The following is a 22811-nucleotide window of genomic DNA, read 5'->3' on the forward strand; positions in this document are numbered from 1 at the left end:
GACGGCACGGTCTGAACTGGCGTCATGGCCTGGAGTACCCGAGAGATCGCCGAGCTCGCCGGCACCAGCCTGCGCGCCGTCCGGCACTACCACGACATCGGGCTCCTGGAGGAGCCCGAGCGACGCTCCAACGGCTACAAGCAGTACGGAGTCCGCCACCTCGTCCGTGTGCTGCACATCAAGCGGCTCACCGACCTCGGGTTCTCACTGTCCCAGATCGCCGCCATGGGCGACGCCGACGACCACCCGGAGGAAGCCCTGCGCACCCTCGACGCCGAGCTCGCGGCCACCATCGAACGACTCCAGCGCGTCCGGGTCGAGCTCGGACTCATCCTCCAGCGGTCCGCCCCCACCGACCTGCCCCCGGAGCTGGCCCCGGCCGGCACCGAGCGGATGTCCGAGGCGGACCGTTCGCTGGTCGTGGTCATGACCCGGGTACTCGGCCCGCAACGCCTGCAGGCCTACGCCGACATGTTGCAGGACACGCCCACCACCCCGCTGGACGGCGAGTTCGACAGCCTGACCGCCGACGCCGACGAGGACGTCCGCCAGGGCCTCGCCGACCGGCTGGCCCCCCACATCCGGGCGCTGCACCGGACCCATCCGGGCCTGGCCGGCCCCGACTCCGACGCGCCGCGCGGCGCGCGGTACGTGGCGCGCACCGTCGGCGCCGCGATGCGGGACCTCTACAACCCCGCCCAGATCGACGTCATGCGGCGCGTCCAGGAGCACCTCGCCGGCGATCCGGCACACCTCGACGACGCCGATCCGCCGGGGGACGGCACCGTGCGCGCCCCCGCCGCCACACCCCGAGGGAGACGACCATGACCACGCACACGACCGACGACCACGCGGACCCCCTCGCGGGCACCGGCTGCCCGGTCGCACAGTTCCGCGCCCTCCGGGAGCGGGGCCCGGTCGTCGACACGGCGATCGTCGGGACCCGCACCACCGTCATGGTCACCGGGCACGACGACGTCCGCGCCGTCCTGACCGATGCGCGGTTCCGCTCCGACGCGGGCACCGTCGAGGGGGCGGAGGACGCCGCCGCGGCGATGTTCGCCTTTCTCGGGCTTCCGCCGGACGTGGACTACCTCGGGCGCGGCCTGCTCACCCGGGACGGTGCCGACCACAGCCGGTTGCGGAAGCTCGTCTCCCGCGCCTTCACCGTGCGACGGGTGAACGGCCTGCGCCCCCGCGTCGAGACGATCACCGAGCGGCTGCTCGACGACGTCGCCTCGGCCGGCGCCGACGGCTCGGCCGTCGATCTCGTGACGGCGCTCGCCCGCCCGCTGCCCATCGCCGTCATCTGCGAGCTGGTCGGGGTGCCCGAGGACGACCGCGACCGCTGGGACCGGCTGGGCCGGCTGCTGATCGACCCCGATCCCGAGCGGATGCCCGACGCGGTGCGCGCCGTCGTCGCGCAGATCGAGGAGCTGATCACGGCCCGCCGGGCCGAACCGGCCGACGACCTGCTCACCGCGCTGGTCGAGGTGCACGACGACGACGGCGACCGGCTCACCGAGCGCGAGATGGTCACCATGGTCTTCGACATCGTCACGGCGGGGTTCGAGACGACGGCGCACCTGGTCGCCAAGGCGGTGCAGGCGCTGCTGACGCGCCCGGACCAGCTCGCCGCCCTCCGGGCGGAGCCCGGGCTGTGGCCGCAGGCGGTCCACGAGCTGGTCCGGATCTGCGGTCCGATCCCGGTGACCGTGCCGCGATACGCCACCGAGGACGTCGACGTCGACGGCGTCACCGTCCCCGCCGGTTCGACCGTGATGGCTGCGCTGCTGTCCGCGAACACCGATCCCCGTGTCCTCGACCGTCTCGAGGAGCTGGACGTCCGGCGCGACCCCGGTCGCGGGGAGGGCCACGTCGGGTTCGGTCAGGGCGCGCACTACTGCCTCGGCGCGGCGCTCGCCCGGCAGGAGACGGAGGTCGTCCTGCGGGCGCTGTTCACCCGGTTCCCGGCACTGCGTCTCGCGGTGGACCCCGGCCCGGAGCCGTCGCAGCTGGGGTTCCAGCGGCTGGCCGAGCTCCCCGTCCGGATCTGAGGGTCCGGTTCAGCCGCGACCGCCCAGGTGCCGGGCGAGGAACCGCTCCACGGCGCGGAACAGGGCGATCCGGTTCTCCGGGTCCTCGATCGTGTGCCCCTCGTCGTCGAACACGAGGTACTCGACCTCGCGCCGCCGCGCCCGCAGCGCGTCGACGACGAGGGCGGACTCGGCCGGCGCGACCCGCGGGTCCTGCGCCCCCTGAGCGATCAGCAGCGGGGTGCGGATGTCGCGCACCCGGGTCACCGGCGAGCGCGCCAGCATGGCGTGCTCCTGGTCCGGGTCGTCCGGGTCCCCGATGTGGCGGAACCAGGCGGCGGCCGTCGCCGGATCGTCGTGTTCCGGCACGCTCCGCAGGTAGTTCGCGAGGTTCGGGATGCCGGAGTGCGCCACCGCGGCCGCGAACCGGTCCGGGGTGAAGGCCACACCGGCCAGCGCCGCGTAGCCGCCCCAGGAGCTGCCGGCGATCGCGACCCGGTCCGGATCGGTGTGGCCCAGCTCGACGACCCGGTCGACGGCGTCGAGGAGGTCCTCCGGCACGGAGACCGGCTCCCGGTCGCCGACCTGCAGGACCGCGTAGCCGCGGTTCGCGAGCAGCTGCACCACCGCGCCGTCGCCGCACCGGGGCCCGAGCCAGGGCCGGTCCTGGACCAGCAGCACGGTCGGGAGCCCGCGCGGTTCGATGCCCACCGGGAGTGTGAGGGACGACGGCAGCGCACGCCCGTCCCGCGCCGCGAGCGTCAGCGGGGTCGTCGGCACCGGCGTCCGTGTGCCGGGCGCGCGGTGCGGGGAGAACAGGTCCTCGACCGGGATCGGGTCGGGCAGTGCCATGGTGCGGTGCCTCTCTCCCCGTCAGGCCGGGGTGACGCGACGCGTCGACGTGCGGCGGGACGCCCCGGCCACGACGAGGACGGCGAGGACGGCCGGCAGGGCGCCGGCCGCGACCGTGGCGAACGACGCCCACCAGGGGGTGCCGTCGGCGGGGACCCACCACGTGACGACGGACCGGGCACCGAGGGCGGCGGCGACGGCGAGCAGACCCCCGGTCGCCGACGAGAACCGCTCCCCGTACAGCAGCCGGAGTCCGGTGACGGCCAGCCCCGCGGCGACCGCGATCCCGGTCGCCATCGGCGGTGCCAGGACGGCGCCGGCCACCACGAGGACGACCACGGGCACGGCCGAGCAGGCGACGCCCGCCGGGCCGCCCATCCTCTCGAGCAGTGCCGTCGTCGCCCGGACGGCGTCCTCCGGCGTCGGGTTCCTGTCCGTCACGCTCATCGTCGTCGCTCCCGGTCCGCTGTGCTGCGACGAGGAGATGCCGTGCCGCCACGGCACACTCAAGCCGTCTGTGACCGGAGTCACCGGACCGGGGTCGGCGTAGCGTCGCCCGCGACATGATCGAGAGCCGAGGACGGTGTATGCGGGGCTACGGATTCCTCCGGCCGGGCGGGCCGGAGCAGCAGGCGTTCCTGGACGCCCCGGAGCCGGAGGCGGGGCCGGACGAGCTCCTCGTGCGGGTGCGCGCGGCCGGGGTGAACCCGGGCGACTGGCGGGTCCGCGAGGGCTCCTACGGGGTCGAGGGCCCGGCGGTGCTCGGCCGCGAGGTCGCCGGCACCGTCGTCGCCACCGGTGACGGGGTGGCCGGGTTCGTCCCCGGCGACGAGGTGTTCGGCGGGTGTCCCGGCATGCTCGGCGGGTGGGCGCCACTGGCGCGGGTCACCGCGTCGTTCGCCGCGCACCGGCCGGACGCGGTGACGCCGGAGCAGGCCGCGGTCCTGCCGGTCGCCGCCGGGACGGCGTGGGACACGCTCGAGAACCTGGGTCTCCCGCCGGGTGCGACGCTGCTGGTGAACGGCGCGGGCGGCGGCGTCGGGCTCCCGCTGGTGCAGCTCGCCCGCCTGCGCGGGCTGCACGTCGTCGGGACCGCGAGCCCTGCCAAGCACGACCTCCTCGCCCGCCTCGGGACCACGCCCGTCACCTACGGCGAGGGCGTCGCCGACCGGATCCGGGCCGCGGCGCCCGGCGGTGTCGACGGTGCGCTGGACCTCGTCGGCGGCGACGCGCTGCGTGCCGTCGCGGGTCTGGTGCCGCGCGGCCGGCTGTACTCGGTCGCGGACAAGCCCCTGGTCGCCGAGCTCGGCGGGAGCGACGTCCCGCGCGACCGCAGCACGGCCGTGCTGGCCGGGCTCGCCCGGTTCGTCGCCGCCGGGGAGCTGGACCCGCTGGTGCGGGAGGTGCGCCCGCTGGACGAGGCGGGCGCCGCACTCGCCGCGGTCGAGGGCGGGCACGTCACGGGCAAGATCGTCCTGGTGCCGTAGCGCGGCTCCCGCGCCACGACACCGGGCCGGGCTCAGACCGAGCCCTGCTCCACCGGGCCGATGTAGCTGCCGGGCCGGGTCGCGCCGTCCTGGCGCTGCACCGGGCCACCGCGCCACGGGATCGTCGTCGACGTCGTCTCGTCCGGCGCCGTCACGACGACCTCGGTCGGTGTCCAGCCGCCGCCGGACAGCGTCGTGATCGTGGTGATCCCGGTGCCGCCCGGCTGCAGCGTCACCGGCGTCGCCTCCTCCGACGAGCGCGGCAGCGAGTACGACGGCCCGAACGTCGGGTCCTCGGGTCCCCGCAGGTCGACACCGCCGAAGCCGGTCATCGTGCACGGCTGGTCCGAGGTGTTGCGCCAGGCGAGGATCGTGCTCTGCTGTCCGGTGCCGGTCGGCTGGTTCACCGTCGCGGACAGGTCGGCGGTGGTGCAGCGGTCCGCGGCCTGCTCGGCGGACCCGCCGCCCTCCTGCCCGGACTCCTGCTCGCCGGTCGAGGCAGGGGTCTCCGGAGCCGCCTGCTCCGACGACGGCGCCGTCATCTGCCCGGCCGCCGAGGACCCCGCGTCCCCGCCACAGCCGGCGAGCAGGAGGCCGGCGGCGAGCGCCCCGGCCACGATCGAGATGCGTCTGGTTCTCATGTGGACACCCTCCGGCGTGCACCGATCGACCGCACGACGGCACGGGCATCTGCACCCGTCCGTGCACGGCAGCTGCCCGCGCGGCTCCGATCTCGATGGACGCGTCAACCCGGGACACGCAGGATCGTGCCCATCCCGATCGGCAGCGGCCCGATCCGTACAGACAGGAGCGACGATGGGTGCGGATCCCGCCGGCGGCGCGGACATCTGGACGAGCGAGGCCGGTGCGGCCGCGGTCCGGGAGCGCTACGAGCAGCACCTCGCCGGCTGGCCGGTCCCCGTCGCGCGCCACGAGCTGGTGACCTCCTACGGACGGACGTTCGCCCTGACCTGCGGCGACGACGACGCCCCGCCGGTGGTGCTGGTGCACGGGTCCGGTGCGAACAGCTCCGTGTGGGGTGACGGGATCGCCGGGCTCGCGGCCCGGCACCGCGTCGTGATGGTCGACCTGCTCGGGGAGCCCGGGTTCAGCGACCCGGTCCGTCTCGACCTCACCACTCCGGACACCGCGGACTGGCTCGCGCAGACGCTCGACCTGCTCGGTGTCGGGGTGACGGCCGTCGTGGGCATGTCGCTCGGCGGGTGGATCGCCGTGGACCTCGCCACCCGTCGTCCGGAGCGGGTGTCGCGGCTCGCGGTGCTGTGCCCGGCCGGGATCGGCAGGCAGACCCTCGGGAAGGTCGCCCCCGCGTTCCTGCTGAACCTGCTGGGCGCCCGCGGGCGCCGCCGCTCGGCGGAGATCGTCACCGGGCTCGACGCACGTGCCCACCCGCACGTGCTCGACGAGATCGACCTGCACTTCCGGCACTTCCGCCCCCGGACGGAGCGGATCCCGGTGTTCGACGACGCCGCGCTGCGCCGTCTGACGATGCCGGTGCTCGCTGTGCTCGGCGAGCGCGACCGGGTCTTCGACCCGGTGGGGACCGGGCGACGGCTGACCGGGCTGCTGCCCGACGTGCGGGTCGTGGTCGTGCCCGGTGCCGGGCACGCGCTGCTCGGACAGGTCCCGCGCATCGCAGAGTTCCTCGGCCACTGAGGACCCATCGGGAGACCCGACCTGACCGAGCCGCCCCACCCGTCCGGCGGTGCCGTCCGGGCCGGGTGGGAGCTCCGCGCCGGACGGGCCGGGGCGCGTCATCCGGGTGCGAGGTAGGCGTGGCCCGTCGGGGTCGTGGTGCGGACCCTGCCGTCCGGCCCGCGGGCGACGCGCCAACCGGCCTGCTCGCGGACGTGGTTGTGGAACTCGCACACACCCCTGCCGTTGTCGAGCTCGGTCGCTCCCCCGTCGGCATCGCGGTGGATGTGGTCGACGTGCCGTACCGGGGCGTCGCAGTAGGGCTCGGTGCACCGGTTCCCCGCCCGCGCCCGCACCAGCCGGGCGAGGAGCCCGGTGAAGGTGCGCTGGCGGGAGTCCCCGCCGATCACGACACCGTCGGAGGTGATCAGGCGGCGCAGGGTCTTCCTCCCCTCGCTCGTGGCCAGGAGTTCGACCGGGACCGGGCCGTGGCCGGGGACCTCCGCCGGGAGTAGCGAGTCCGGGTCCAGCAGCGCCTCGATCGGCACCACGACCTGGACCTCGACGCCCACATCGGTCGCCACGGCCTGGCCGGTGAGGCGCTCGACGAGCGTGTCGGCCATGACCTGACCGCGGGTCCGGGTCAACGGTGCCGGATTCACCGACACCTCGGTGAACGCCTTGTTCAGCGCGGCCAGACACGCCACACCCTGCTCCACCGGCAGATACGCGGTCAGATACGTCATCGCATCCGGCGCCGGGCGCAGCGTCACGCGCCGCTCTGCGCGGGCGGACTCGGCGCGGGCGCGGAACTTCTCCGGCGCCACCTCGGCAGCGAACTTGCGGGCGAGATCCTGCAACCGCCGGATCCCGAGCCGGGTCAGATCGTGGCCGGCCAGACGAACATCCACCGCAGCACGTTCGGCGCGGTCCAGATCCGAGCACGCGGCCACCACCGCCGCCACCTTCACCGCGCTCAACTCACCGGCCCCGAACAACCCACGAACATGATCGAGACCGTCGTGCAGGTCCCGGGCGGTACTCACCCGGCGCCGCGCCTCGGCCGGCGACACCCGACAGGCCAACCCGACCTGCGCCACCACACCCCGCTGCAACCGATCCGGATCGACCTGCCCGGCCGCGATGCCGTTCTCCACATGGAGCCGCGCGAACGCCCGCACCCGAGTCGCCTGCAACGCCGCCAAGGAGTGCTGCACCGACTCCAGCTGCTGAATCTGATCGATCAACTCCGCCTCGGACACACCGGACAGGTCGTCGTGCGCGGCCTGCTCCACCGCCAGCTGCACCAGCGCCAGATCGACCTGAGGGAACCCCGGATCCCCGGCAGGGAGGCCGGTGCGTGGAGGTTCCTGGACCGCGGTCATGTGGACGATCGTACTCGACCATATGTTCGATTCGCTAGTACATCGTTCGCTCCCGCGCACCCGTGACCTGCGAAGGAGTTCCGATGAGTCATGTCGCGGCCACCGCGCCGCCGTCCGTGACACCCGAACGTCGCCGTCGCCGGCCCCGCCGCACGGCGGGCTATGATCGCCGACACACCGTCAGCGTGGGAGGTGTCGGCCAGGATGCGTGCGGCTACGGCGACGGCGTTGCCCGCCGACCGGCTCGGCCAGGTGTTCACGGTGCTGGAGCGGGTCGACCGCGCGCGTGACGTCGGCGAGCTGGCCGAACTGGTGCTCGAGGCGCTCGGTTCGGTCCTCGGCTTCCGCAACACGACGTTCTTCGCCGGCTCCACCTACAGCGGCCTGTTCCGCGACCCGGACCCGCTGCTCAACGGCCGTCAGCGCAGCATGATCCGTGAGTACCGCGAGCGCTGGTCGGACCGCGACGTGTTCGCCCAGCCCCGCGAGTCGGCGGTACTGCACCGCACGCACGCCGCCGCGGTCGACACCCGTGAACCCACCCCTGCTGCCGACCGGCCGTACCTGTCGTGGCTGGCCCGCAACGGGCTGGAGAACCTCGCCGCCGTCCGGGTCGCGCCCGGCGGCGGGCAGGCGCTGTTCGGGATCTTCGGCCCGAGCGGCACCGTCGGCCCGGCCGAGCTGGCCCAGCTGCGGCTCCTCGGCCGCCAGCTCGACGCGATCGCCCGGCACCTGCCCGAGCACGCGACGGCGGCCCCGCCCCCGCTGCCGCCGCGGCTCGCCCAGACGGCCGAGCTCGTCGGACGGGGCATGACCAACGCGATGATCGCCCGGACGATGGAGCTGTCCGAGGACACGGTGAAGAAGTACGTCAGCCGGTTGCTGGAGCGCACCGGGGCGCGGAGCCGGACCGAGCTGGCGTTGGTACTGCGCGGCAGCTGATCCGGCCGCCGCTCACCCCAGCGCCGCGAACAGCGGGGCCAGCTGCCCCGTGTCGACGTACTCCTCGATCCGGACCACCCGGCCGTCGTCGTCGACGTGCACGGCCAGCGCCGCCGGGGCGCGGAACGTACCGCCGTCGGGCAGGGTCCCGCGGAGCGTGTACTGCGCCCAGGAGACCGGTCCACCGGTGTCCTGGGCGCGGACCTCGTACATCCCGAAGTCCGGTACGACGGACCGGATGGCACGCACCGAGTCGAACGTGGCGGGGAGGGTCGGGGCCTCCACCTCGTCGAACGAGTGCCAGGTGACCGATCCGGGCGCGAACAGCGTCTCGCCGGGGTCGAGGGTCATCAGGGCGTCCACCACCCGTGCCGCAGGGATCACCGGGCACGCTCCTTCTCGTACTTCTCGGTCATGTGCGCGACGGCGTCGAGCTGGGCCTTCGAGTATCCCTCGCGGACCTCGGTGGCGCGACGGGCCGCGTCGACGGTGGGTTCGGCCTGCCCCTGGAAGTGCGGCACGACCTCCTCGGCGAACAGCTCGAACGAGCGCCGGGTGGCCGCCGGACCCGCCCAGTCCTGCCCCATCAGCAGCAGCGTGCCGAAGCTGCCGGCCTGGTCGACGAGCCGCTGCACCTGGGCGCGCGCCTGATCGGGTGTCCCGATCACGCCGATGCCGGCCTCGTTGATGAACTGGATCATCTCCTTGACGTTGTCGCCGGAGACGGCCATCTGCGGGAACGCGGCGACCTTCTGGAAGTAGCCGAACCAGTGCTCGATGCCCTGCTCGACCTCGCGGTAGGCCTGGTCCTCGGTCTCCGCGACGTGGAACGGGCTGACCAGCCGCCAGCCGGAGCGGTCGACGGTCGTCCCGGCCGCGGCGGCCCGCTCCTCCATCACGTTCCAGTGGTGGGCGAGCGCGTCGAAGCCGTCGGCACTCAGCGTCGCACCGATCGACAGCAGGCCGAGCCCGTGGGTGCCGGCGAGCCGCGCCCCGGTCGGCGACGCGACGGCCGCGACGGCGATGTCGAACAGCGGGTCGGAGAACGGTGCGAGCTGCAGCCGGGCGTCGATCAGCTCGTGGGTGCGGGTCGTCGCGGTGACCGACTCGCCCCGGAACAGCCGCAGGATGATGTCGAGGTTGACCTCGAGCAGCTCGCGGGTCTCGGTCGGGTTCAGGCCGATCATCGCGGAGTCGGTGGGGAGCGAACCCGGGCCGACGCCGAACAGCGTCCGGCCACGGGTGAGGTGGTCGAGCTGCACGATCCGGTCCGCCACCCACAGCGGGTTGTGGTAGGCGATCGAGGTGACGCCGGTGCCGAGCTTGATCCGCCGGGTGCGCTGCGCCGCGGCGGCGATCATCAGCTCCGGCGAGGCGTAGATCTCCGAGCCGGCCGAGTGGTGCTCGCCGAACCACGCCTCCTCGTAGCCGAGTCGGTCCAGGTGCTCGATGAGCTCCAGGTCGCGCTCCATCAGCAGCGTCGGGTTCTTGCCCGGTGCGTGCACCGGGGCCAGGAAGATGCCGAAGTTCAGTCGGGCCATCTCAGGTGTGCCTCTCGTCGGGCGGTGCGCCGTCGCACCGCGCGGCCGTGGTGCCGATCACGGTGCAACCGCGGCGGGCGCGGCACGAGTGCACGAAAGGAGACACCGCGCCGTCCCCCTCCGTGCACTCCCGTACGGCGCCGGCGGCGGCTACCGTCCGGGCGACAGCACCCCGACCCCCGGAGGACGACGATGTACGTCCGGATCACCGCGGACACCGCCGAGCTCGTCGAGCCGGAGAACGTCCGCTCGTTCCACGCCGTCGTCCCCGCCGGGTTCGACGCCGGCGCCGTCGAGGCGGCCGTGGCGGCCTCGGACGTCGGGACGGTCACGCCGGACGGCGAGCACGTCCTCGTCCGGGTCGACGCGCTGCGCCGCCTCGCGGCCGGCCGGGTGCCCGCGGGCTGGGACGACGATCTCGCCGGGATGGTCGCCTACGCCGCGACGAAGGGCTGGACCGACGAGGACGGCACCGCGGTGCGCGCCCACGTCGAACGGGAGTGAGCCGGCACGTGCACCTTCGTGCACTGTCCCGGCCGCCGCGCCGCGCCCTACCGTTCCCTGCATGACCGACTTCACGGGCAAGGTCGCCCTGGTCACCGGCGCGGCGTCGGGTATCGGCGCCGCCGTGGCGCAGCGGCTGCACACGGCAGGGGCGAGCGTGCTGCTCGCCGACATCGACGCCGGCCGGCTGGCCGCCACCGGGGACGACGACCGCCGCCGCGGCGTCGTCACCGACGTGACCCGCTCGGCCGACGTGGCCGCCGCCTGCGCCGCGGCCGTCGAGGAGTTCGGCGGCCTCGACCTGGTGTTCAACGTCGCCGGCGCCGCCACGCTGGGCACCATCCTCGACGGTGACGAGGACGACTGGCGGTCCACCGTGGACCTCGTCCTCGGCGGCACCTACCTGACCACCCGGCACGGCGCCCGGGCCATCCGCGACACCGGGCGCGGCGGGGCGATCGTCAACGTCGCCTCGCTCAACGCGCACGTCCCGCTCTACGGCGGGAGCTCCTACGCCGCAGGCAAGGCCGCCGTCGAGGTGTTCACGAAGAACGCCGCGCTGGAGCTCCAGCGCCACGGGATCCGGGTCAACGCCGTGCTGCCCGGCCTCGTCCGGACGCCGCTGACCGCCGGGTGGTTCGACGGCGGACCGGGCGAGCAGGACTTCGCGAACCGGATCCTGATCGGGCGGGCCGCCGATCCCGACGAGCTGGCCGGGCCCGCGCTGTTCCTCGCCGGGCCGGACGCGTCGTACGTGACCGGGACCAGCCTGGTCGTCGACGGTGGGTGGGAGATCACGAACTACCCGGACATCTCGGCGGCGGTCGAGGGCGGCTGAGTTCCAGCAGACCGAGCCCACCCGCCGCCCGGCTTACCCGGGAATCAGAGAATATTCCGGATCGACGCCCGAATTCTCTTGCCTGGCTCCTTGCGGCTCCGAGAGGATCGAGTTCCCACCGGTCAGCAGGATTCAGAATATTCCCTGCACCGGAGCCGGAATCGGTGCACCAGGAGCCGCTGTGGACGACGTCAGGTCAGAACTCGGACGGCGGCTGCGCGCCCGGCGCCGCGCCGGAGGTCTGACGGGAGTCGAGCTGGCCCGGCTCATCGGCATCTCCCAGGCGCAGGTGTCGAAGGTGGAGACCGGGCAGGCCAGGATCGACGAGGACCTCGTCACCGCCTGGATCAGCCACACCTCCGACGCCCCGGACGCCGACGGGCCGGCCGTCACGGCACTCGCCGCCGACACGCAGCAGTTCACCTCCTGGCCGGCCCTGCACGCGCGCGGCTGGGAGGAGCACCAGCAGCGCTACGAGGACCTGGAACGGGCGGCGTCGCGGATCCTCACGTTCCAGAACGCCCTGGTCCCCGGCCTGCTGCAGACCAGCCGGTACACCCACTACCTGATGCGCGAGGGTCTCGGCCTCGACGACGACCAGGCGGCGCTCGCCGTCGCCGCACGGCTCGACCGGCAGGCACTGCTGTACCAGCCGGGCAGCCGGGTCGACGTGATCCTGACCGAGGCCGTCCTGCGTCACCGGCTCGGCGGACCCGGGGTGATGGCCGAACAGCTCCGTCACCTCGCCGACCTCTCCTCCCTGCCGACGGTCTCGCTCCGGGTGATCCCCGCCGACACCGCCATGCCCAGCCGGTACGGCGTGAGCTTCGACCTCGTCGAGTCCGCGGACGGGGCAGGCACCGTCGTCGTCGAGCTGGAGGGCGGGGAGTTCCGCGAGGACCGGGCGGAGCAGCTCGCCCGCTACCGGGCCCGGTTCGCGGTGTACGAGCGCGCGGCGCTCGGCGCCGAGGCGTCACGGGCAGTGGTCGAGGAGCTGACGGCACGCATGCGGGCGGACCTGTTCCCCTCCTGAGGGGTGGTCGAGAAGTGTCGGGGTCCTCCGGCATGCTGCACCCGATCGTGATCCACGACGGATGGGGAAGCGTGTCCGAACCACTGCGTGCCGGTGCGCACGAACGTCTGCGCACCAGCCGCCTCGACTCCGCTCTCGCCGAGGTCGCCGAGCTGACCCCGCGGTGGGACGAGGTCGAGGCCGCCACCCAGCCGCGGGTGCTGTCGCGGCACGTGGCGGCGGTCGTCGAACAGGCCCTCGCCGACCGGGACCCCGACCAGCGGGTCGAGCTGGTCAACCGGCTGCTCGGCGTCGTCGAGCACGACGACCGGCTGCATGCCGACCTGCAGCAGCTCATCGCGCTCACCCGGGAGATCGCGCCCGGTGTGCACGAGGTCCGGCGCCCGCTGACCCCGCTGTCGGACGCTGCGCTGTTCACCAACGCCGCCGGCGAGCCGAAGCTGCACAGCGCGCTGCAGTCGGAGCTGTCCAGCGCGGACCGGGTCGACCTGCTGTGCGCGTTCATCCGCTGGCACGGCATCCGGCTGCTCGAACGCGAGCTCGACGTGCTGCACGAGCGCGGCGTCCCGTTCCGGGTCATCACCACGACCTACATGGGTGCCACCGAGCAGCGGGCCGTCGACGAGCTGGTCCGGCGGCACGGCGCCGACATGAAGATCAGCTACGCGAGCGCGACGACCCGGCTGCACGCGAAGGCGTGGCTGTTCCGCCGGGAGTCCGGTTTCGACACCGCGTTCGTCGGGAGCTCGAACCTGTCGCGTTCCGCGCTGGTCGACGGCCTCGAGTGGAACGTGCGGCTGTCCTCGGTCGCCACGCCGGACCTGATCCGGAAGTTCACCTCGACCTTCGACACGTACTGGGCCGCGCCCGATTTCGTGTCCTACGACCCGGCCGTTCCCGCGGACTCGCAGCGGCTCGCCGACGCGCTCGGCCGCCAGCAGGGCGACACGACACCGCTGTCCGGGCTCGAGGTGCGCCCGTACCCGCACCAGGAGCAGATCCTCGAGGCGCTCGCGACCGAGCGGGAGGTGCACGACCGGCACCGCAACCTCGTCGTCGCCGCGACCGGCACCGGCAAGACCGTCGTCGCGGCCCTCGACTACGCCCGGCTGCGCGACCGGCACCCGCGGCTGCTGTTCGTCGCGCACCGCAAGGAGATCCTCGACCAGTCCCGTCGCACGTACCGCAACGTCCTCGCCGACGGCGCGTTCGGCGAGACCTACGTCGGCGGGGACCGGCCGCAGCGCTGGAACCACGTGTTCGCGAGCGTGCAGTCGCTGGCGTCGTACGGGGTCGAGAACATCCCGCCGGACCGCTTCGACGTCGTCGTCATCGACGAGTTCCACCACGCCGAGGCCGCGACCTACCGGCAGTTGCTGGACCACCTGCGCCCCGCCGAGCTGCTCGGCCTGACCGCGACCCCGGAGCGCTCCGACGGCGTCGACGTCCGTGACCGGTTCTTCGACGGTCGCAGCGCCGCGGAGCTGCGGCTGTGGGACGCGCTGTCGGCCGATCTGCTGGTGCCGTTCCACTACTTCGGTGTCGCCGACGACGTCGACCTCACCGGGATCGAGTGGAGGCGCGGCAGCTACGACGTCGCCTCGCTCGACGGGCTCTACACCGGCAACGACGCCCGCGCCGCGAAGGTCATCCGCGAGACCCGGGCGAAGGTCACCGACGTGACCACGATGCGCGCCCTCGGCTTCTGCGTGTCGGTGGCGCACGCCGAGTACATGGCGCGGGTGTTCACCGCGGCCGGGATCCCGAGCGAGGCGGTCACCGGTCGGACCGCCCGCGAGGACCGTGACGGCGCCCTGCGACGGCTGCGGGACCGCGAGGTCAACTGCCTGTTCGCGGTCGACGTGTTCAACGAGGGCCTCGACGTGCCGCAGGTCGACACCGTCCTGCTGCTGCGGCCCACCCAGAGCGCGACGGTGTTCCTCCAGCAGCTCGGCCGGGGCCTGCGCCGCGCTCCGGACAAGGCCGTGCTGACCGTGCTCGACTTCATCGGCCAGCACCGCCGCGAGTTCCGTTTCGACCTGCGGTTCCGGGCGCTGACCGGGAGCACCCGGAAACGGCTGGAGCACGACGTCACCGAGGACTTCCCGTTCCTGCCCTCCGGATCGGCGATGGTGCTCGACCCGGTCGCGAAGGAGATCGTCCTCGACAACGTCCGCAGCCGGTTGCGGCTGTCCCGGAAGGACCTCGTCGCCGACGTCCGCTCGCACGGGGAGTCCGCGCTGGGCCGCTACCTGCGGGAGTCCGGCGGCGAGCTGTCCGACGTGTACCGGAGCAAGGGATCGTGGACGGCGCTGCGCCGCGACGCCGGCTTCACCGTCCCGGTCGCCGGCCCGGACGAGACCGCCCTGCTCCGGCGGCTCGCGAACCTCACGCACGTCGACGACCCGGAGCGGGCCGGGGTCTACGCGCGGATGGCCGATCCGGACGGCCCGGCCTACGCGGAGCTGACCGCGCGCGAGCAGCGGCTGGCCCGCATGCTGTTCTTCCAGATCTGGCCGGACCGCGGCGGGTTCGGGAGCTACCAGGCCGGGATCGACGTCCTCCGCCGCCACCCGGCGGTGTGCGCCGAGATCCGCGAGCTCACCGCGTACACCCTCGACCAGGCCCGGCACCTGCCGCGCTCGCTGGGTGAGGGGCTCCAGCACGTCCCGCTGCAGAGCCACGCCCACTACCGGCGCGAGGAGATCCTCGCCGGGCTGGACTGGGCCTCGATGGAGCGGAAGGCCGCCGGTCACGCGACCGGTGTCGTCTGGGCGGAGGAGACCCGGGTCGACGCGCTCCTGGTCAACCTGCACAAGACGGAGCGCGACTTCTCCCCCACCACGATGTACCGCGACTTCGCGCTGCAGCCCGACCGCTTCCACTGGGAGTCGCAGAACGCCGCGTCACCGGAGACCGGCATGGGGCGGCGGTACCTCACGCACCGGGAGCAGGGCAGCCACGTCGTGCTGTTCGTGCGGGACGCGCCGGGTGACGACATCGGCCCGGGCGCGCCGTTCCTGTGTCTCGGGGCGTGCGAGTACGAGTCCCACGAGGGCAGCAAGCCGATCGCGATCACGTGGAAGCTGCGGCGGGCGATGCCGGGCGAGACGTTCCGGGCGGCGAGCGTCGTCGCGTCGTAGGCGGGCTCCGGCGTAACCACACGGCCCGGCCCGGCGAGCACGACAGGAGGACCCATCGACACCTGACCCGCGTACTCCGTGGAGGAGGAGCTCCGATGAAGAAGCTCATCAACGATCCCGCCGACGTGGTGGCCGAGTCGCTGGTCGGCGTGGCCAGGGCACACCCGGCGCAGCTGCGCGTCGACCACGAGAACCGCGTCGTCCTGCGGGCCGACGCCCCCGTCCGGGGCAAGGTCGGTCTGGTCTCCGGCGGCGGGACCGGGCACGAGCCGCTGCACAGCGGTTTCGTCGGGCGCGGGATGCTCGACGCCGCCTGCGCCGGGGAGGTGTTCACCTCGCCCGTGCCCGACCAGATGGTCGCGGCCACCCGGGCCGTCGACGGCGGCGCCGGCGTGCTTCACGTGGTCAAGAACTACACCGGCGACGTCATGAACTTCGAGATGGCGGCCGAGCTCGCGGGCGCCGAGAGCGGTGTGGCGGTGGAGTCCGTCGTGGTCGACGACGACGTCGCCGTCCAGGACAGCCTGTACACCGCGGGCCGGCGCGGCGTCGGTGCGACGCTGCTGGTCGAGAAGCTCGCCGGGGCCGCCGCCGAGGAGGGCCGCGACCTGCCCGCCGTCGCCGAGATCGCCCGCCGGGTCGACGCCGGCGCCCGCAGCATGGGGATGGCCCTGACCTCGTGCACCGTCCCGGCGAAGGGCACCCCGACGTTCGACCTGCCCGAGGACGAGATCGAGGTCGGGATCGGCATCCACGGCGAGCCCGGACGCCGGCGGGTCCCGCTCACCACGGCGCGCGAGACCGCGGAGATGCTGGTCGAGCCGGTGCTGACCGATCTCGACTTCACGGGTGGCGGCGGGGTGGTCGCGTTCGTCAACGGCATGGGCGCCACCCCGCTGCTCGAGCTCTACCTGATGTACGGCGAGATCGCGGCGCTGCTGGAGAAGGCCGGGGTCACCGTCGCCCGGTCGCTGGTGGGCTCCTACGTCACCAGCCTGGACATGGCCGGGTGCTCGCTGACCCTGCTCCGCCTCGACGACGAGCTCGTCCGGCTCTGGGACGCGCCCGTGTCGACGACCGCGCTGCGCTGGGGAGTCTGACCCGGATGGCCGACACGACGGTCGACGCCGACGCGGTGCGCCGCTGGCTGCGCGTGTTCGCCGGGACGGTCGCCGCGCAGAAGGACGTGCTGACCGCGCTCGACGCCGAGATCGGCGACGCCGACCACGGAGCGAACATGCACCGCGGCATGCAGGCCGTCGTCGCCGACCTGGACGGCAGCCCGGGTGCCGACCCGGGCTCCGTCCTGAAGCAGGCCGGGATGACGCTGGTCCGCAGCGTCGGCGGCGCCAGCGGCCCGCTGTACGGCACGTTCTTCCTGCGCATGGCGACGGCGGCCGGCGCGGCGGGCGAGCTCGATCCCGCCGCGTTCGCGGTGGCGCTGCGCGCGGGGCTCGACGGCGTCGTCGCGCGGGGGAAGGCCGGCCCGGGCGACAAGACGATGGTCGACGCGCTGGGCCCGGCGACGGACGCCCTGGACGAGGCCCTCGCCGGGGGGCGCTCCCTCGACGAGGCGTTGCGCGCGGCGTCGGCGGCGGCCGACCGGGGGCGGGACGCCACCACCCCGATGCTCGCCCGCAAGGGGCGCGCGAGCTACCTGGGCGAGCGCAGCGTCGGGCACCAGGATCCCGGCGCGACCTCGACCGCCCTGCTCGTCGCGGCGGCCGCGACGCTGGCGGAGCCCGGCCCGTGACCGTCGGCATCGTCGTCGTCTCGCACAGCCCGGCGCTCGCCGACGCCGCCGTCGCGCTGGCCGCGGAGATGGTGCAGGGGCAGGACTCCGTCGTCGAGTGCGCCGCCGGGACCGGGGACGGCGGTCTCGGCACCGACGCCGTCGCGATCGCCGACGCCGTCACGCGCGCCGACACCGGCGCGGGCGTCGTCGTCCTGATGGACCTCGGCAGCGCCGTCCTCTCCGCGGAGACGGCGCTGGAGTTCCTCGACGACGACGTCCGCGCCCGCGTCGTGCTCTGCCCCGCGCCGCTGGTCGAGGGCCTGGTCGCCGCCACGGTGACGGCGGCGTCCGGGGCGGGCACCGCGGAGGTCGCGGCCGAGGCGACCGCGGCACTGCTCGCGAAGCAGAACCACCTCGGCGAGCCCACCGCCGGTCCCCCGCCGGACGGGGGCGCGGCACAGGTGACGGCGCGGTTCACCGTCGCGATGCTGCACGGGCTGCACGCCCGCCCCGCGGCGATGGTCGTCCGGGCGGTGCGGGGGCTCGACGCCGACGTCCGGCTGCGGAACGTCACCGCGGGCACCGCGGCCGTGCCGGCGCGGAGCCTGTCGCAGGTCGCGACGCTCGGCGCGCTGCGGGACCACGAGATCGAGATCCTGGCCGACGGCGACGACGCCGAGACCGCGGTCCGCGCACTGCTCGCGCTCGCCGGCGACGGCTTCGGGGAGACGTCCGCCCCCGCCCCGGCGGCCCCGCCGGTCGTCCCGGACGTGCCGGTCGCGGCGTCCCCCGGGATCGGCATCGGCCCCGCGGTCCTGGCCGGGACGGCCGCGGTGGCCGTGCCCCCGCCCCGGGCCGGTCCCCCGGAGGTGCAGCGCGAGCGGCTGGCGGCGGCGTGCGGGACGGTGCGGTCCGCACTGGGCGCCGTCCGGGACCGGGCCGCCCGGGACATCGGCACCGCCGAGGCCGCGATCTTCGAGGCCCAGCTGCTGCTGCTCGACGACCCGGAGCTGACCGGGGCCACCGACGCCCGGATCGCCGCGGGCACGGACGCGGCACGCGCCTGGGCCGAGGCGGTCGAGGAGGTGGAGCGGCGCTTCGCCGCCGTGGCCGACGACTACCTGCAGGCCCGCGCCGCCGACGTCCGCGACCTGCGCGACCAGGTCCTCCGCGCCCTCGGCGGCGACGGCGCGCCGGGCGCGGCCGCCGACGGCGTCCTGCTCGCCGACGACCTCACCCCGGCACGGGCCGCCGAGCTCGATCCGGCCCGCACCGTCGCGGTGCTCCTCGCCCACGGGAGCCCGACGGCGCACAGCGTGATCCTGCTGCGCGCCCGCGGGATCCCGGCCGTAGTCGGGGCCGCCGGGGCGATCCGGGCGGCCCGGCCCGGCGTCACCGTCGCGCTCGACGGCTCCACCGGCGAGGTCGTCGTCGACCCCGACGACGCCACCCTGGCCGGGTTCCGGCGGCGCGCCGGGGACCGGGACCGGCGGCGGGGCGAGGCGCTCGCCCGGGCCGGCGAACCGGCCGTGACACGGGACGGCACGACCGTGCTCGTCGGGGCCAACCTCGGCTCCGCCGACGACGCCCGCGCCGCCGCCGGGGCCGACCTGGCGGGCCTGGTCCGCACCGAGTTCTGCTTCCTCGGCCGCGCCGCACCCCCCACCGTCGACGAGCAGGAGGACGCGTACCGCGCGATCGCCGAGGCGATGACGGGACGGCGTGTCACCCTGCGCACGCTCGACGTCGGCGGCGACAAGCCGCTGGACTACCTACCGGTGGCGCCGGAGGCGAACCCGTTCCTCGGGGTCCGCGGCATCCGGCTGGCCCTCGCGCGCCCGGAGCTGCTGACCGGCCAGCTGGAGGCGGTCGTCCGGGTGGCCCACGACCATCCCGTCGACGTCATGTTCCCCATGGTCAGCACGCTCGACGAGCTCCTCGCGGCCCGCGGGCTGCTCGACCGCGCGGTCACCACGGTCGGCCGGGGCCGCCCCGCAAGCCTGCGGGTGGGGATCATGGTCGAGGTGCCGGCGACGGCGTTGAAGGCGGCCGTGTTCGCCCCGCACGTCGACTTCCTCTCCGTCGGGACGAACGACCTCACCCAGTACGCGCTCGCGGCGGAACGCGGCAACGAGGCCCTGGCCGCGCTCGCCGACCCGCTCGATCCGGGGGTGCTCGCCCTCGTCGCCGCCGCGGGCGCCGTCGCCGCGCCGGACCTGCTGGTCGCGGTGTGCGGGGAGCTGGCCGCCGACCCGGCGGCCGTCCCGCTGCTGCTCGGGGCGGGGGTGCGGGAGCTGAGCGTCTCCCCCGCCGCCGTCGCGGAGACCAAGCAGGTGGTGCGCGGGGTCGATCTCGACACGGCCCGCGACCTGACCGGCCGGGCGCTGCGCGCCGCCGGGGCCGCCGCGGTGCGCGCGCTGCCGGGCTGACCTCGTCGTCGGCGGGGGTCAGCGCCCGGTGGCGACCCGGCCGGCCAGCTCCCGGACGACGGCGAGGGTCTCGTCCGGATGGTCGAGCTGCGGGTTGTGGGTCGAGCCCGGCCACGACACGAGGGTCCCGCCGAACGCGTCGGCGAGCCGGGCGTGGGCGCGGTGGACCGCGTCCGTCTCCGCGCGGTCCGCGGTGACCACGACGGACGGCACCCGCGGGAGGTCGGCCTCCCGCAGCCCGGCCGACAGCGCGGCGAGGCCCCGCACGGCGCGGGCCAGGACCCGGATGTCGGAGCCGGCGATGCGCTCGTGCGCGGCGGCGCAGTCCGGGCGCAGACGCAGCCGGCGGCGCTCCCGGGCCATCGTGGCGCGGAGCAGCCCGGCGAGCAGCCCGCGCACAGGCGGCACGGCGGTCACCGTCGCGACCACGCCCATCACGCGTTCGAGCCGGGCGCAGGCGGCCGGGTCGTTGATCGGCGTCGGGTCGAGCAGGACCAGGCCCGCGACGACCTCGGGGTGGTCCCGGGCGAGCAGCGTCGCCACCGCGCCGCCCAGGCTCTGCCCGACCACGACGACCGGGCCGCGGCCCAGCTCGCCGACGAGCGCCGCGAGGTGCGCCGCGGCCCCGGCGAGCGTGCCGTCCTCCGTGGACGTCCCGGTGCCGGGGCGGTCGTGCACGATGACCCGGCAGCCGGGGTCGTCGGCGAGTCCCTCGGGCATCCCCGGGAAGAAGCCCTCGCACGCCGCGGCGCCGCCGGGCAGGAGCAGGACGGCCGGGCCCTGTTCGGTGCGTCCGCCGGTCACGATCCCTCCGTGCTCATCGGCCGGCCGGCCGCGAAGTCCCACACGATCTCCGACAGGTCGGGTCCGGCCCGGTCCACGAACAAGCCGTCGGCGCGGGGCCCGGACCAGGCGTGCCCCTGCCCCTCGACCAGGTACGAGTCGATCGCCGCCCCGCCGGGGCCGCGGTGGCTCGTCAGCGTGTAGGGGTGCCCGCCGGGCGGCGCGACGCGGGTGACGTCGTCGGGTGCGGGATCGGCGTCGGGCAGGCCGGTGTCGATGAGCGCGTCCAGCGCGAGCCACTGCTGCACGAGCCGGTCCGCCATGAACGGCGGCACGACCTCGTCCTGGTCGCCCTGCACGACGAGCAGCGGCACGTGCCGGGCGCGCGTCCCCATCACGGACCGCGCGAGGCGGGCGTTGTCGACCGGGGTGACGGCGTCGAGGTCGTCCTGGGCGCGGTGGAACCCGTACTCGCCGCCCGCGACCGAGGTGACGGTCGCGACGAGGTCCGGGTAGGTGACCCCGAGGATCACGGCCGTCCCCGCCCCGGACGAGGCCCCCGCGACGTGCACCTGCCGGGCGTCCGCCCCGTACTCGCCGACGACCTGGCGGATCATCCCGGCGAGCAGCTCGGGCTCGCCGCGGCCCCGATCCTGGTGGTCCGGGGACAGCGAGTTCCAGCACATCTGGACGTTCCGCAGGAGCGACTGCGTCGGGTAGACGACGAGGAACCCCTCCCGGTCGGCGAGGTCGTCGAAGCGGGTGGTGGCCTTCATCGAGTTCAGTCCGTAGCCGCTCATCGCGCACCCGTGCACGGCGACGACCACCGGCATCGGCCGGTCCGGCCGCCACGACGGCGGGACGTGTACCTGGTAGGCCAGCCGCCCCTCGGAGCTGGAGTAGCTGCCCGTCCGGTCCCCGCCCGGGGCGGGCCCGGCGGCCGGGGCCGCTGCCGAGGGGGTCGCGGCGAGGACGACGAGCACGAGCGCGGCCGTCACCCACCCCGTCCATCGGCCGATGCTGCGGCGGTGGGTCATGTCGACATCGCTCCGTTCCGGACGCCCGTGCCGGGTCCGTCGACAGTGAACACCCGGCCGTAGCGGCATGGTCAACCGCGGTCCCCGGGCCCGCCCGCCGGTCAGGCGGTCGGCAACGCCCCCGGTCCGGCGTCGGCCGCGGTCAGACGGTGCGGGACACCCCCGGGAGCGGGACGGCGGCGGGGCGGCGCGGGTGCGGACCGCACCACCGGCGAGGGCCGCACCGGGCGGGCGCCGGGCGGCACGACGACCACCGCCGCGCCCCGCACCTCGTCGGCGACGACGTCGGCCCACCTCCCGATGCGCACCTCCGCCTCGACGTCGACCTCGCCCGACCGGACCGCGACGTCGTCGGCGACCCGGTCGAGGCGCTGCCGCACGAGAACCGCCGCGCCGCGGGACACCGGCCGGTCGTCGGGCGACCGGGCGCCGACGGCCACGACCAGGCGCAGGTCACGTCCCGCCCGGCGCGCCAGCTGCTCCGCCCAGCAGGCGACGTGGTCGGCCAGCTCCCCGTCCCCGACCGCGACGACCGGCCCGGCCCTCCGGTGCCCGTCGCCGGCGTCCTCCCCGTGGCCGCGCGCGCCGGTCCCGGACGCGCCGGAACCGCCGGTCAGCCGCCGCAGCCAGGCCGGGAGGAAGGGCCCGGGGACGCTCGACGACGTCGTCATGCGGGTGAGCGTCCCGCCGGGGCACCCGGGACGGGCAGGGCCGACCGGCCCGCACCCCGGTCCGGCCCGGTCAGCTCCGGCCGGTCCCGGGCGCGGGCCCCAGCGCCTCCGGATCCGTCGACAGCCCGGACACGATCGCGGCCACGCCGAAGTGGAACGCCTCCGCGTCGTCGTCGCGGCTCCGCCCGGCACCGTCGGCGACGATCCCCGTCCGCACCAGCTCGGCGTGGTTCTGCTCCTCGGCGACGAACCCGAGCACGTAGTGCACGAGCGTCCGCGCCGCCCAACCCGCCCGGCGCTCGGAGAGCCGGTCGTCGAACGCGTCGCGCAGGTCCCGGAGGGGTCCCAGCGCCTCGGGCCGGAAGGCGAACGCGAACGACACGAGCTCGGCGCCGTCGCGGACCGCCAGGAGCGCGGCCCGCAGGGCGATCGCGGCCTCGCGCGGATCATCCGTCGGGACGGGATCCGGCGCGTCGTCGAGGATCCGGACCGCGACGTCCACGAGCAGGTCCTGCTTGCTCGGGACGTGGTAGTAGAGCGCTCCGGGCCGCACGCCGAGGTCGTCGGCGAGCCGCCGCATCGTCAGGCCGCCCAGGCCCTGCCCCCCGAGCAGGGCGACGGCCTGCCCGACGATCCGTTCCCGACTCAACCGCACGGTTCCCCCCACCTGTCCCGCTCCAGTCTGCGGTCCGGCCCGGACCGCGTCCCCACCGGGCGAGCTTGTCGCGCGGCGGCGCCC

General features: G+C 74.9%; 22 protein-coding genes. 12 read left to right on the plus strand and 10 right to left on the minus strand.

From position 1 onward, the window contains the following. Nucleotides 1–24: 24 nt before the first annotated feature. Both PP1_RS07810 and PP1_RS07815 read left to right on the plus strand, forming a co-directional pair. On the plus strand, nt 25–828 hold the full coding sequence (locus PP1_RS07810) for a helix-turn-helix domain-containing protein (RefSeq protein ID WP_010226986.1): 804 nt from the start codon (nt 25–27) through the stop codon (nt 826–828). After that, entirely contained in the window at nt 825–2057 is a 1233-nt protein-coding gene (locus tag PP1_RS07815) for a cytochrome P450 family protein (protein WP_010226987.1), read from the plus strand. The genes PP1_RS07810 and PP1_RS07815 overlap by 4 nt, the downstream gene beginning before the upstream one ends. A 9-nt stretch (nt 2058–2066) precedes the next feature. Here the strand turns inward: PP1_RS07815 and PP1_RS07820 are convergent, their stop codons facing one another. Together PP1_RS07820 and PP1_RS07825 are read right to left on the minus strand one after the other, a co-directional pair. After that, a complete protein-coding gene (locus PP1_RS07820) occupies nt 2067–2888 on the minus strand; it encodes an alpha/beta hydrolase family protein (protein ID WP_010226988.1) in 822 nt (273 codons plus the stop codon). A 21-nt stretch (nt 2889–2909) separates the two neighbouring features. Next, the gene (locus PP1_RS07825; protein ID WP_139323820.1) at nt 2910–3335 is read right to left on the minus strand and encodes a hypothetical protein; all 426 of its coding nucleotides are present in this window, start codon (nt 3333–3335) and stop codon (nt 2910–2912) included. Between the two features lie 140 nt (nt 3336–3475). Between PP1_RS07825 and PP1_RS07830 the strand changes: the two genes are divergently transcribed. Continuing rightward, nucleotides 3476–4375: an NADP-dependent oxidoreductase gene (locus PP1_RS07830; protein WP_010226992.1), complete on the plus strand. Its 900-nt coding sequence runs from the start codon at nt 3476–3478 to the stop codon at nt 4373–4375. 32 nt (nt 4376–4407) lie between these two features. Here PP1_RS07830 and PP1_RS07835 read toward each other — a convergent pair whose 3' ends face one another. Further along, nucleotides 4408–5016, minus strand: a complete 609-nt coding sequence (locus PP1_RS07835) for a DUF4232 domain-containing protein (protein WP_139323819.1) — start codon at nt 5014–5016, stop codon at nt 4408–4410. A gap of 175 nt (nt 5017–5191) precedes the next feature. On the opposite strand from PP1_RS07835, the gene PP1_RS07840 reads away from it, so the two are divergent. Next, on the plus strand, nt 5192–6052 hold the full coding sequence (locus tag PP1_RS07840) for an alpha/beta fold hydrolase (protein ID WP_010226996.1): 861 nt from the start codon (nt 5192–5194) through the stop codon (nt 6050–6052). A gap of 98 nt (nt 6053–6150) precedes the next feature. Here the strand turns inward: PP1_RS07840 and PP1_RS07845 are convergent, their stop codons facing one another. Next, entirely contained in the window at nt 6151–7416 is a 1266-nt protein-coding gene (locus PP1_RS07845; RefSeq protein ID WP_010226998.1) for an HNH endonuclease, read from the minus strand. A gap of 204 nt (nt 7417–7620) precedes the next feature. On the opposite strand from PP1_RS07845, the gene PP1_RS07850 reads away from it, so the two are divergent. Continuing rightward, nucleotides 7621–8358 (plus strand): helix-turn-helix transcriptional regulator, encoded by a 738-nt coding sequence (locus tag PP1_RS07850; protein WP_075314074.1) that lies wholly within the window; start codon nt 7621–7623, stop codon nt 8356–8358. A gap of 12 nt (nt 8359–8370) precedes the next feature. Here the strand turns inward: PP1_RS07850 and PP1_RS07855 are convergent, their stop codons facing one another. After that, on the minus strand, nt 8371–8742 hold the full coding sequence (locus PP1_RS07855; RefSeq protein WP_010227003.1) for a hypothetical protein: 372 nt from the start codon (nt 8740–8742) through the stop codon (nt 8371–8373). Beyond that, a complete protein-coding gene (locus PP1_RS07860) occupies nt 8739–9899 on the minus strand; it encodes an LLM class flavin-dependent oxidoreductase (protein ID WP_010227005.1) in 1161 nt (386 codons plus the stop codon). Before PP1_RS07860 ends, PP1_RS07855 begins: the two co-directional genes overlap by 4 nt. Nucleotides 9900–10091: 192 nt before the next feature. Here PP1_RS07860 and PP1_RS07865 point away from each other — a divergent pair, with 192 nt between their 5' ends. From PP1_RS07865 to ptsP, 7 genes are all read left to right on the plus strand, one after another. After that, nucleotides 10092–10403 (plus strand): hypothetical protein, encoded by a 312-nt coding sequence (locus tag PP1_RS07865; RefSeq protein ID WP_010227007.1) that lies wholly within the window; start codon nt 10092–10094, stop codon nt 10401–10403. Nucleotides 10404–10464: 61 nt separating this feature from the next. Then, nucleotides 10465–11241 carry an SDR family NAD(P)-dependent oxidoreductase gene (locus PP1_RS07870; protein ID WP_010227009.1) on the plus strand — a complete coding sequence of 259 codons (777 nt, stop codon included), beginning with the start codon at nt 10465–10467 and terminating at the stop codon, nt 11239–11241. 181 nt (nt 11242–11422) lie between these two features. Continuing rightward, nucleotides 11423–12274 (plus strand): helix-turn-helix domain-containing protein, encoded by an 852-nt coding sequence (locus tag PP1_RS07875; RefSeq protein WP_010227012.1) that lies wholly within the window; start codon nt 11423–11425, stop codon nt 12272–12274. 32 nt (nt 12275–12306) lie between these two features. Then, nucleotides 12307–15417 (plus strand): DUF3427 domain-containing protein, encoded by a 3111-nt coding sequence (locus PP1_RS07880; RefSeq protein WP_010227014.1) that lies wholly within the window; start codon nt 12307–12309, stop codon nt 15415–15417. Nucleotides 15418–15512: 95 nt separating this feature from the next. Then, complete coding sequence (dhaK, locus tag PP1_RS07885) at nt 15513–16517, plus strand: dihydroxyacetone kinase subunit DhaK (protein WP_010227016.1); 1005 nt, start codon at nt 15513–15515, stop codon at nt 16515–16517. Nucleotides 16518–16522: 5 nt separating this feature from the next. Beyond that, nucleotides 16523–17170, plus strand: a complete 648-nt coding sequence (dhaL, locus tag PP1_RS07890; RefSeq protein WP_010227018.1) for a dihydroxyacetone kinase subunit DhaL — start codon at nt 16523–16525, stop codon at nt 17168–17170. Further along, entirely contained in the window at nt 17167–19581 is a 2415-nt protein-coding gene (ptsP, locus tag PP1_RS07895) for a phosphoenolpyruvate--protein phosphotransferase (RefSeq protein ID WP_075314073.1), read from the plus strand. The genes dhaL and ptsP overlap by 4 nt, the downstream gene beginning before the upstream one ends. An 18-nt stretch (nt 19582–19599) precedes the next feature. Here the strand turns inward: ptsP and PP1_RS07900 are convergent, their stop codons facing one another. From PP1_RS07900 to PP1_RS07915, 4 genes are all read right to left on the minus strand, one after another. After that, nucleotides 19600–20385 carry an alpha/beta fold hydrolase gene (locus PP1_RS07900; RefSeq protein ID WP_283161928.1) on the minus strand — a complete coding sequence of 262 codons (786 nt, stop codon included), beginning with the start codon at nt 20383–20385 and terminating at the stop codon, nt 19600–19602. After that, the gene (locus PP1_RS07905; RefSeq protein WP_010229307.1) at nt 20382–21362 is read right to left on the minus strand and encodes an extracellular catalytic domain type 1 short-chain-length polyhydroxyalkanoate depolymerase; all 981 of its coding nucleotides are present in this window, start codon (nt 21360–21362) and stop codon (nt 20382–20384) included. Before PP1_RS07905 ends, PP1_RS07900 begins: the two co-directional genes overlap by 4 nt. Nucleotides 21363–21502: 140 nt before the next feature. Beyond that, entirely contained in the window at nt 21503–22072 is a 570-nt protein-coding gene (locus tag PP1_RS07910; protein ID WP_060573081.1) for a universal stress protein, read from the minus strand. A 70-nt stretch (nt 22073–22142) separates the two neighbouring features. Next, entirely contained in the window at nt 22143–22739 is a 597-nt protein-coding gene (locus tag PP1_RS07915; RefSeq protein WP_227012657.1) for a TetR family transcriptional regulator, read from the minus strand. Nucleotides 22740–22811 lie beyond the last annotated feature (72 nt).

This window comes from Pseudonocardia sp. P1, assembly GCF_000178675.2.
Lineage (GTDB): Bacteria > Actinomycetota > Actinomycetes > Mycobacteriales > Pseudonocardiaceae > Pseudonocardia.

Bases quoted from the DNA above. Each gene is read 5' to 3' on its own strand.
- PP1_RS07810 (WP_010226986.1), top strand. From the start codon at position 25: ATGGCCTGGAGTACCCGAGAGATCGCCGAGCTCGCCGGCACCAGCCTG.
- PP1_RS07815 (WP_010226987.1), top strand. From the start codon at position 825: ATGACCACGCACACGACCGACGACCACGCGGACCCCCTCGCGGGCACC.
- PP1_RS07820 (WP_010226988.1), bottom strand. From the start codon at position 2,888: ATGGCACTGCCCGACCCGATCCCGGTCGAGGACCTGTTCTCCCCGCAC.
- PP1_RS07825 (WP_139323820.1), bottom strand. From the start codon at position 3,335: ATGAGCGTGACGGACAGGAACCCGACGCCGGAGGACGCCGTCCGGGCG.
- PP1_RS07830 (WP_010226992.1), top strand. From the start codon at position 3,476: ATGCGGGGCTACGGATTCCTCCGGCCGGGCGGGCCGGAGCAGCAGGCG.
- PP1_RS07835 (WP_139323819.1), bottom strand. From the start codon at position 5,016: ATGAGAACCAGACGCATCTCGATCGTGGCCGGGGCGCTCGCCGCCGGC.
- PP1_RS07840 (WP_010226996.1), top strand. From the start codon at position 5,192: ATGGGTGCGGATCCCGCCGGCGGCGCGGACATCTGGACGAGCGAGGCC.
- PP1_RS07845 (WP_010226998.1), bottom strand. From the start codon at position 7,416: ATGACCGCGGTCCAGGAACCTCCACGCACCGGCCTCCCTGCCGGGGAT.
- PP1_RS07850 (WP_075314074.1), top strand. From the start codon at position 7,621: ATGCGTGCGGCTACGGCGACGGCGTTGCCCGCCGACCGGCTCGGCCAG.
- PP1_RS07860 (WP_010227005.1), bottom strand. From the start codon at position 9,899: ATGGCCCGACTGAACTTCGGCATCTTCCTGGCCCCGGTGCACGCACCG.
- PP1_RS07865 (WP_010227007.1), top strand. From the start codon at position 10,092: ATGTACGTCCGGATCACCGCGGACACCGCCGAGCTCGTCGAGCCGGAG.
- PP1_RS07870 (WP_010227009.1), top strand. From the start codon at position 10,465: ATGACCGACTTCACGGGCAAGGTCGCCCTGGTCACCGGCGCGGCGTCG.
- PP1_RS07880 (WP_010227014.1), top strand. From the start codon at position 12,307: ATGCTGCACCCGATCGTGATCCACGACGGATGGGGAAGCGTGTCCGAA.
- dhaK (WP_010227016.1), top strand. From the start codon at position 15,513: ATGAAGAAGCTCATCAACGATCCCGCCGACGTGGTGGCCGAGTCGCTG.
- dhaL (WP_010227018.1), top strand. From the start codon at position 16,523: ATGGCCGACACGACGGTCGACGCCGACGCGGTGCGCCGCTGGCTGCGC.
- PP1_RS07910 (WP_060573081.1), bottom strand. From the start codon at position 22,072: ATGACGACGTCGTCGAGCGTCCCCGGGCCCTTCCTCCCGGCCTGGCTG.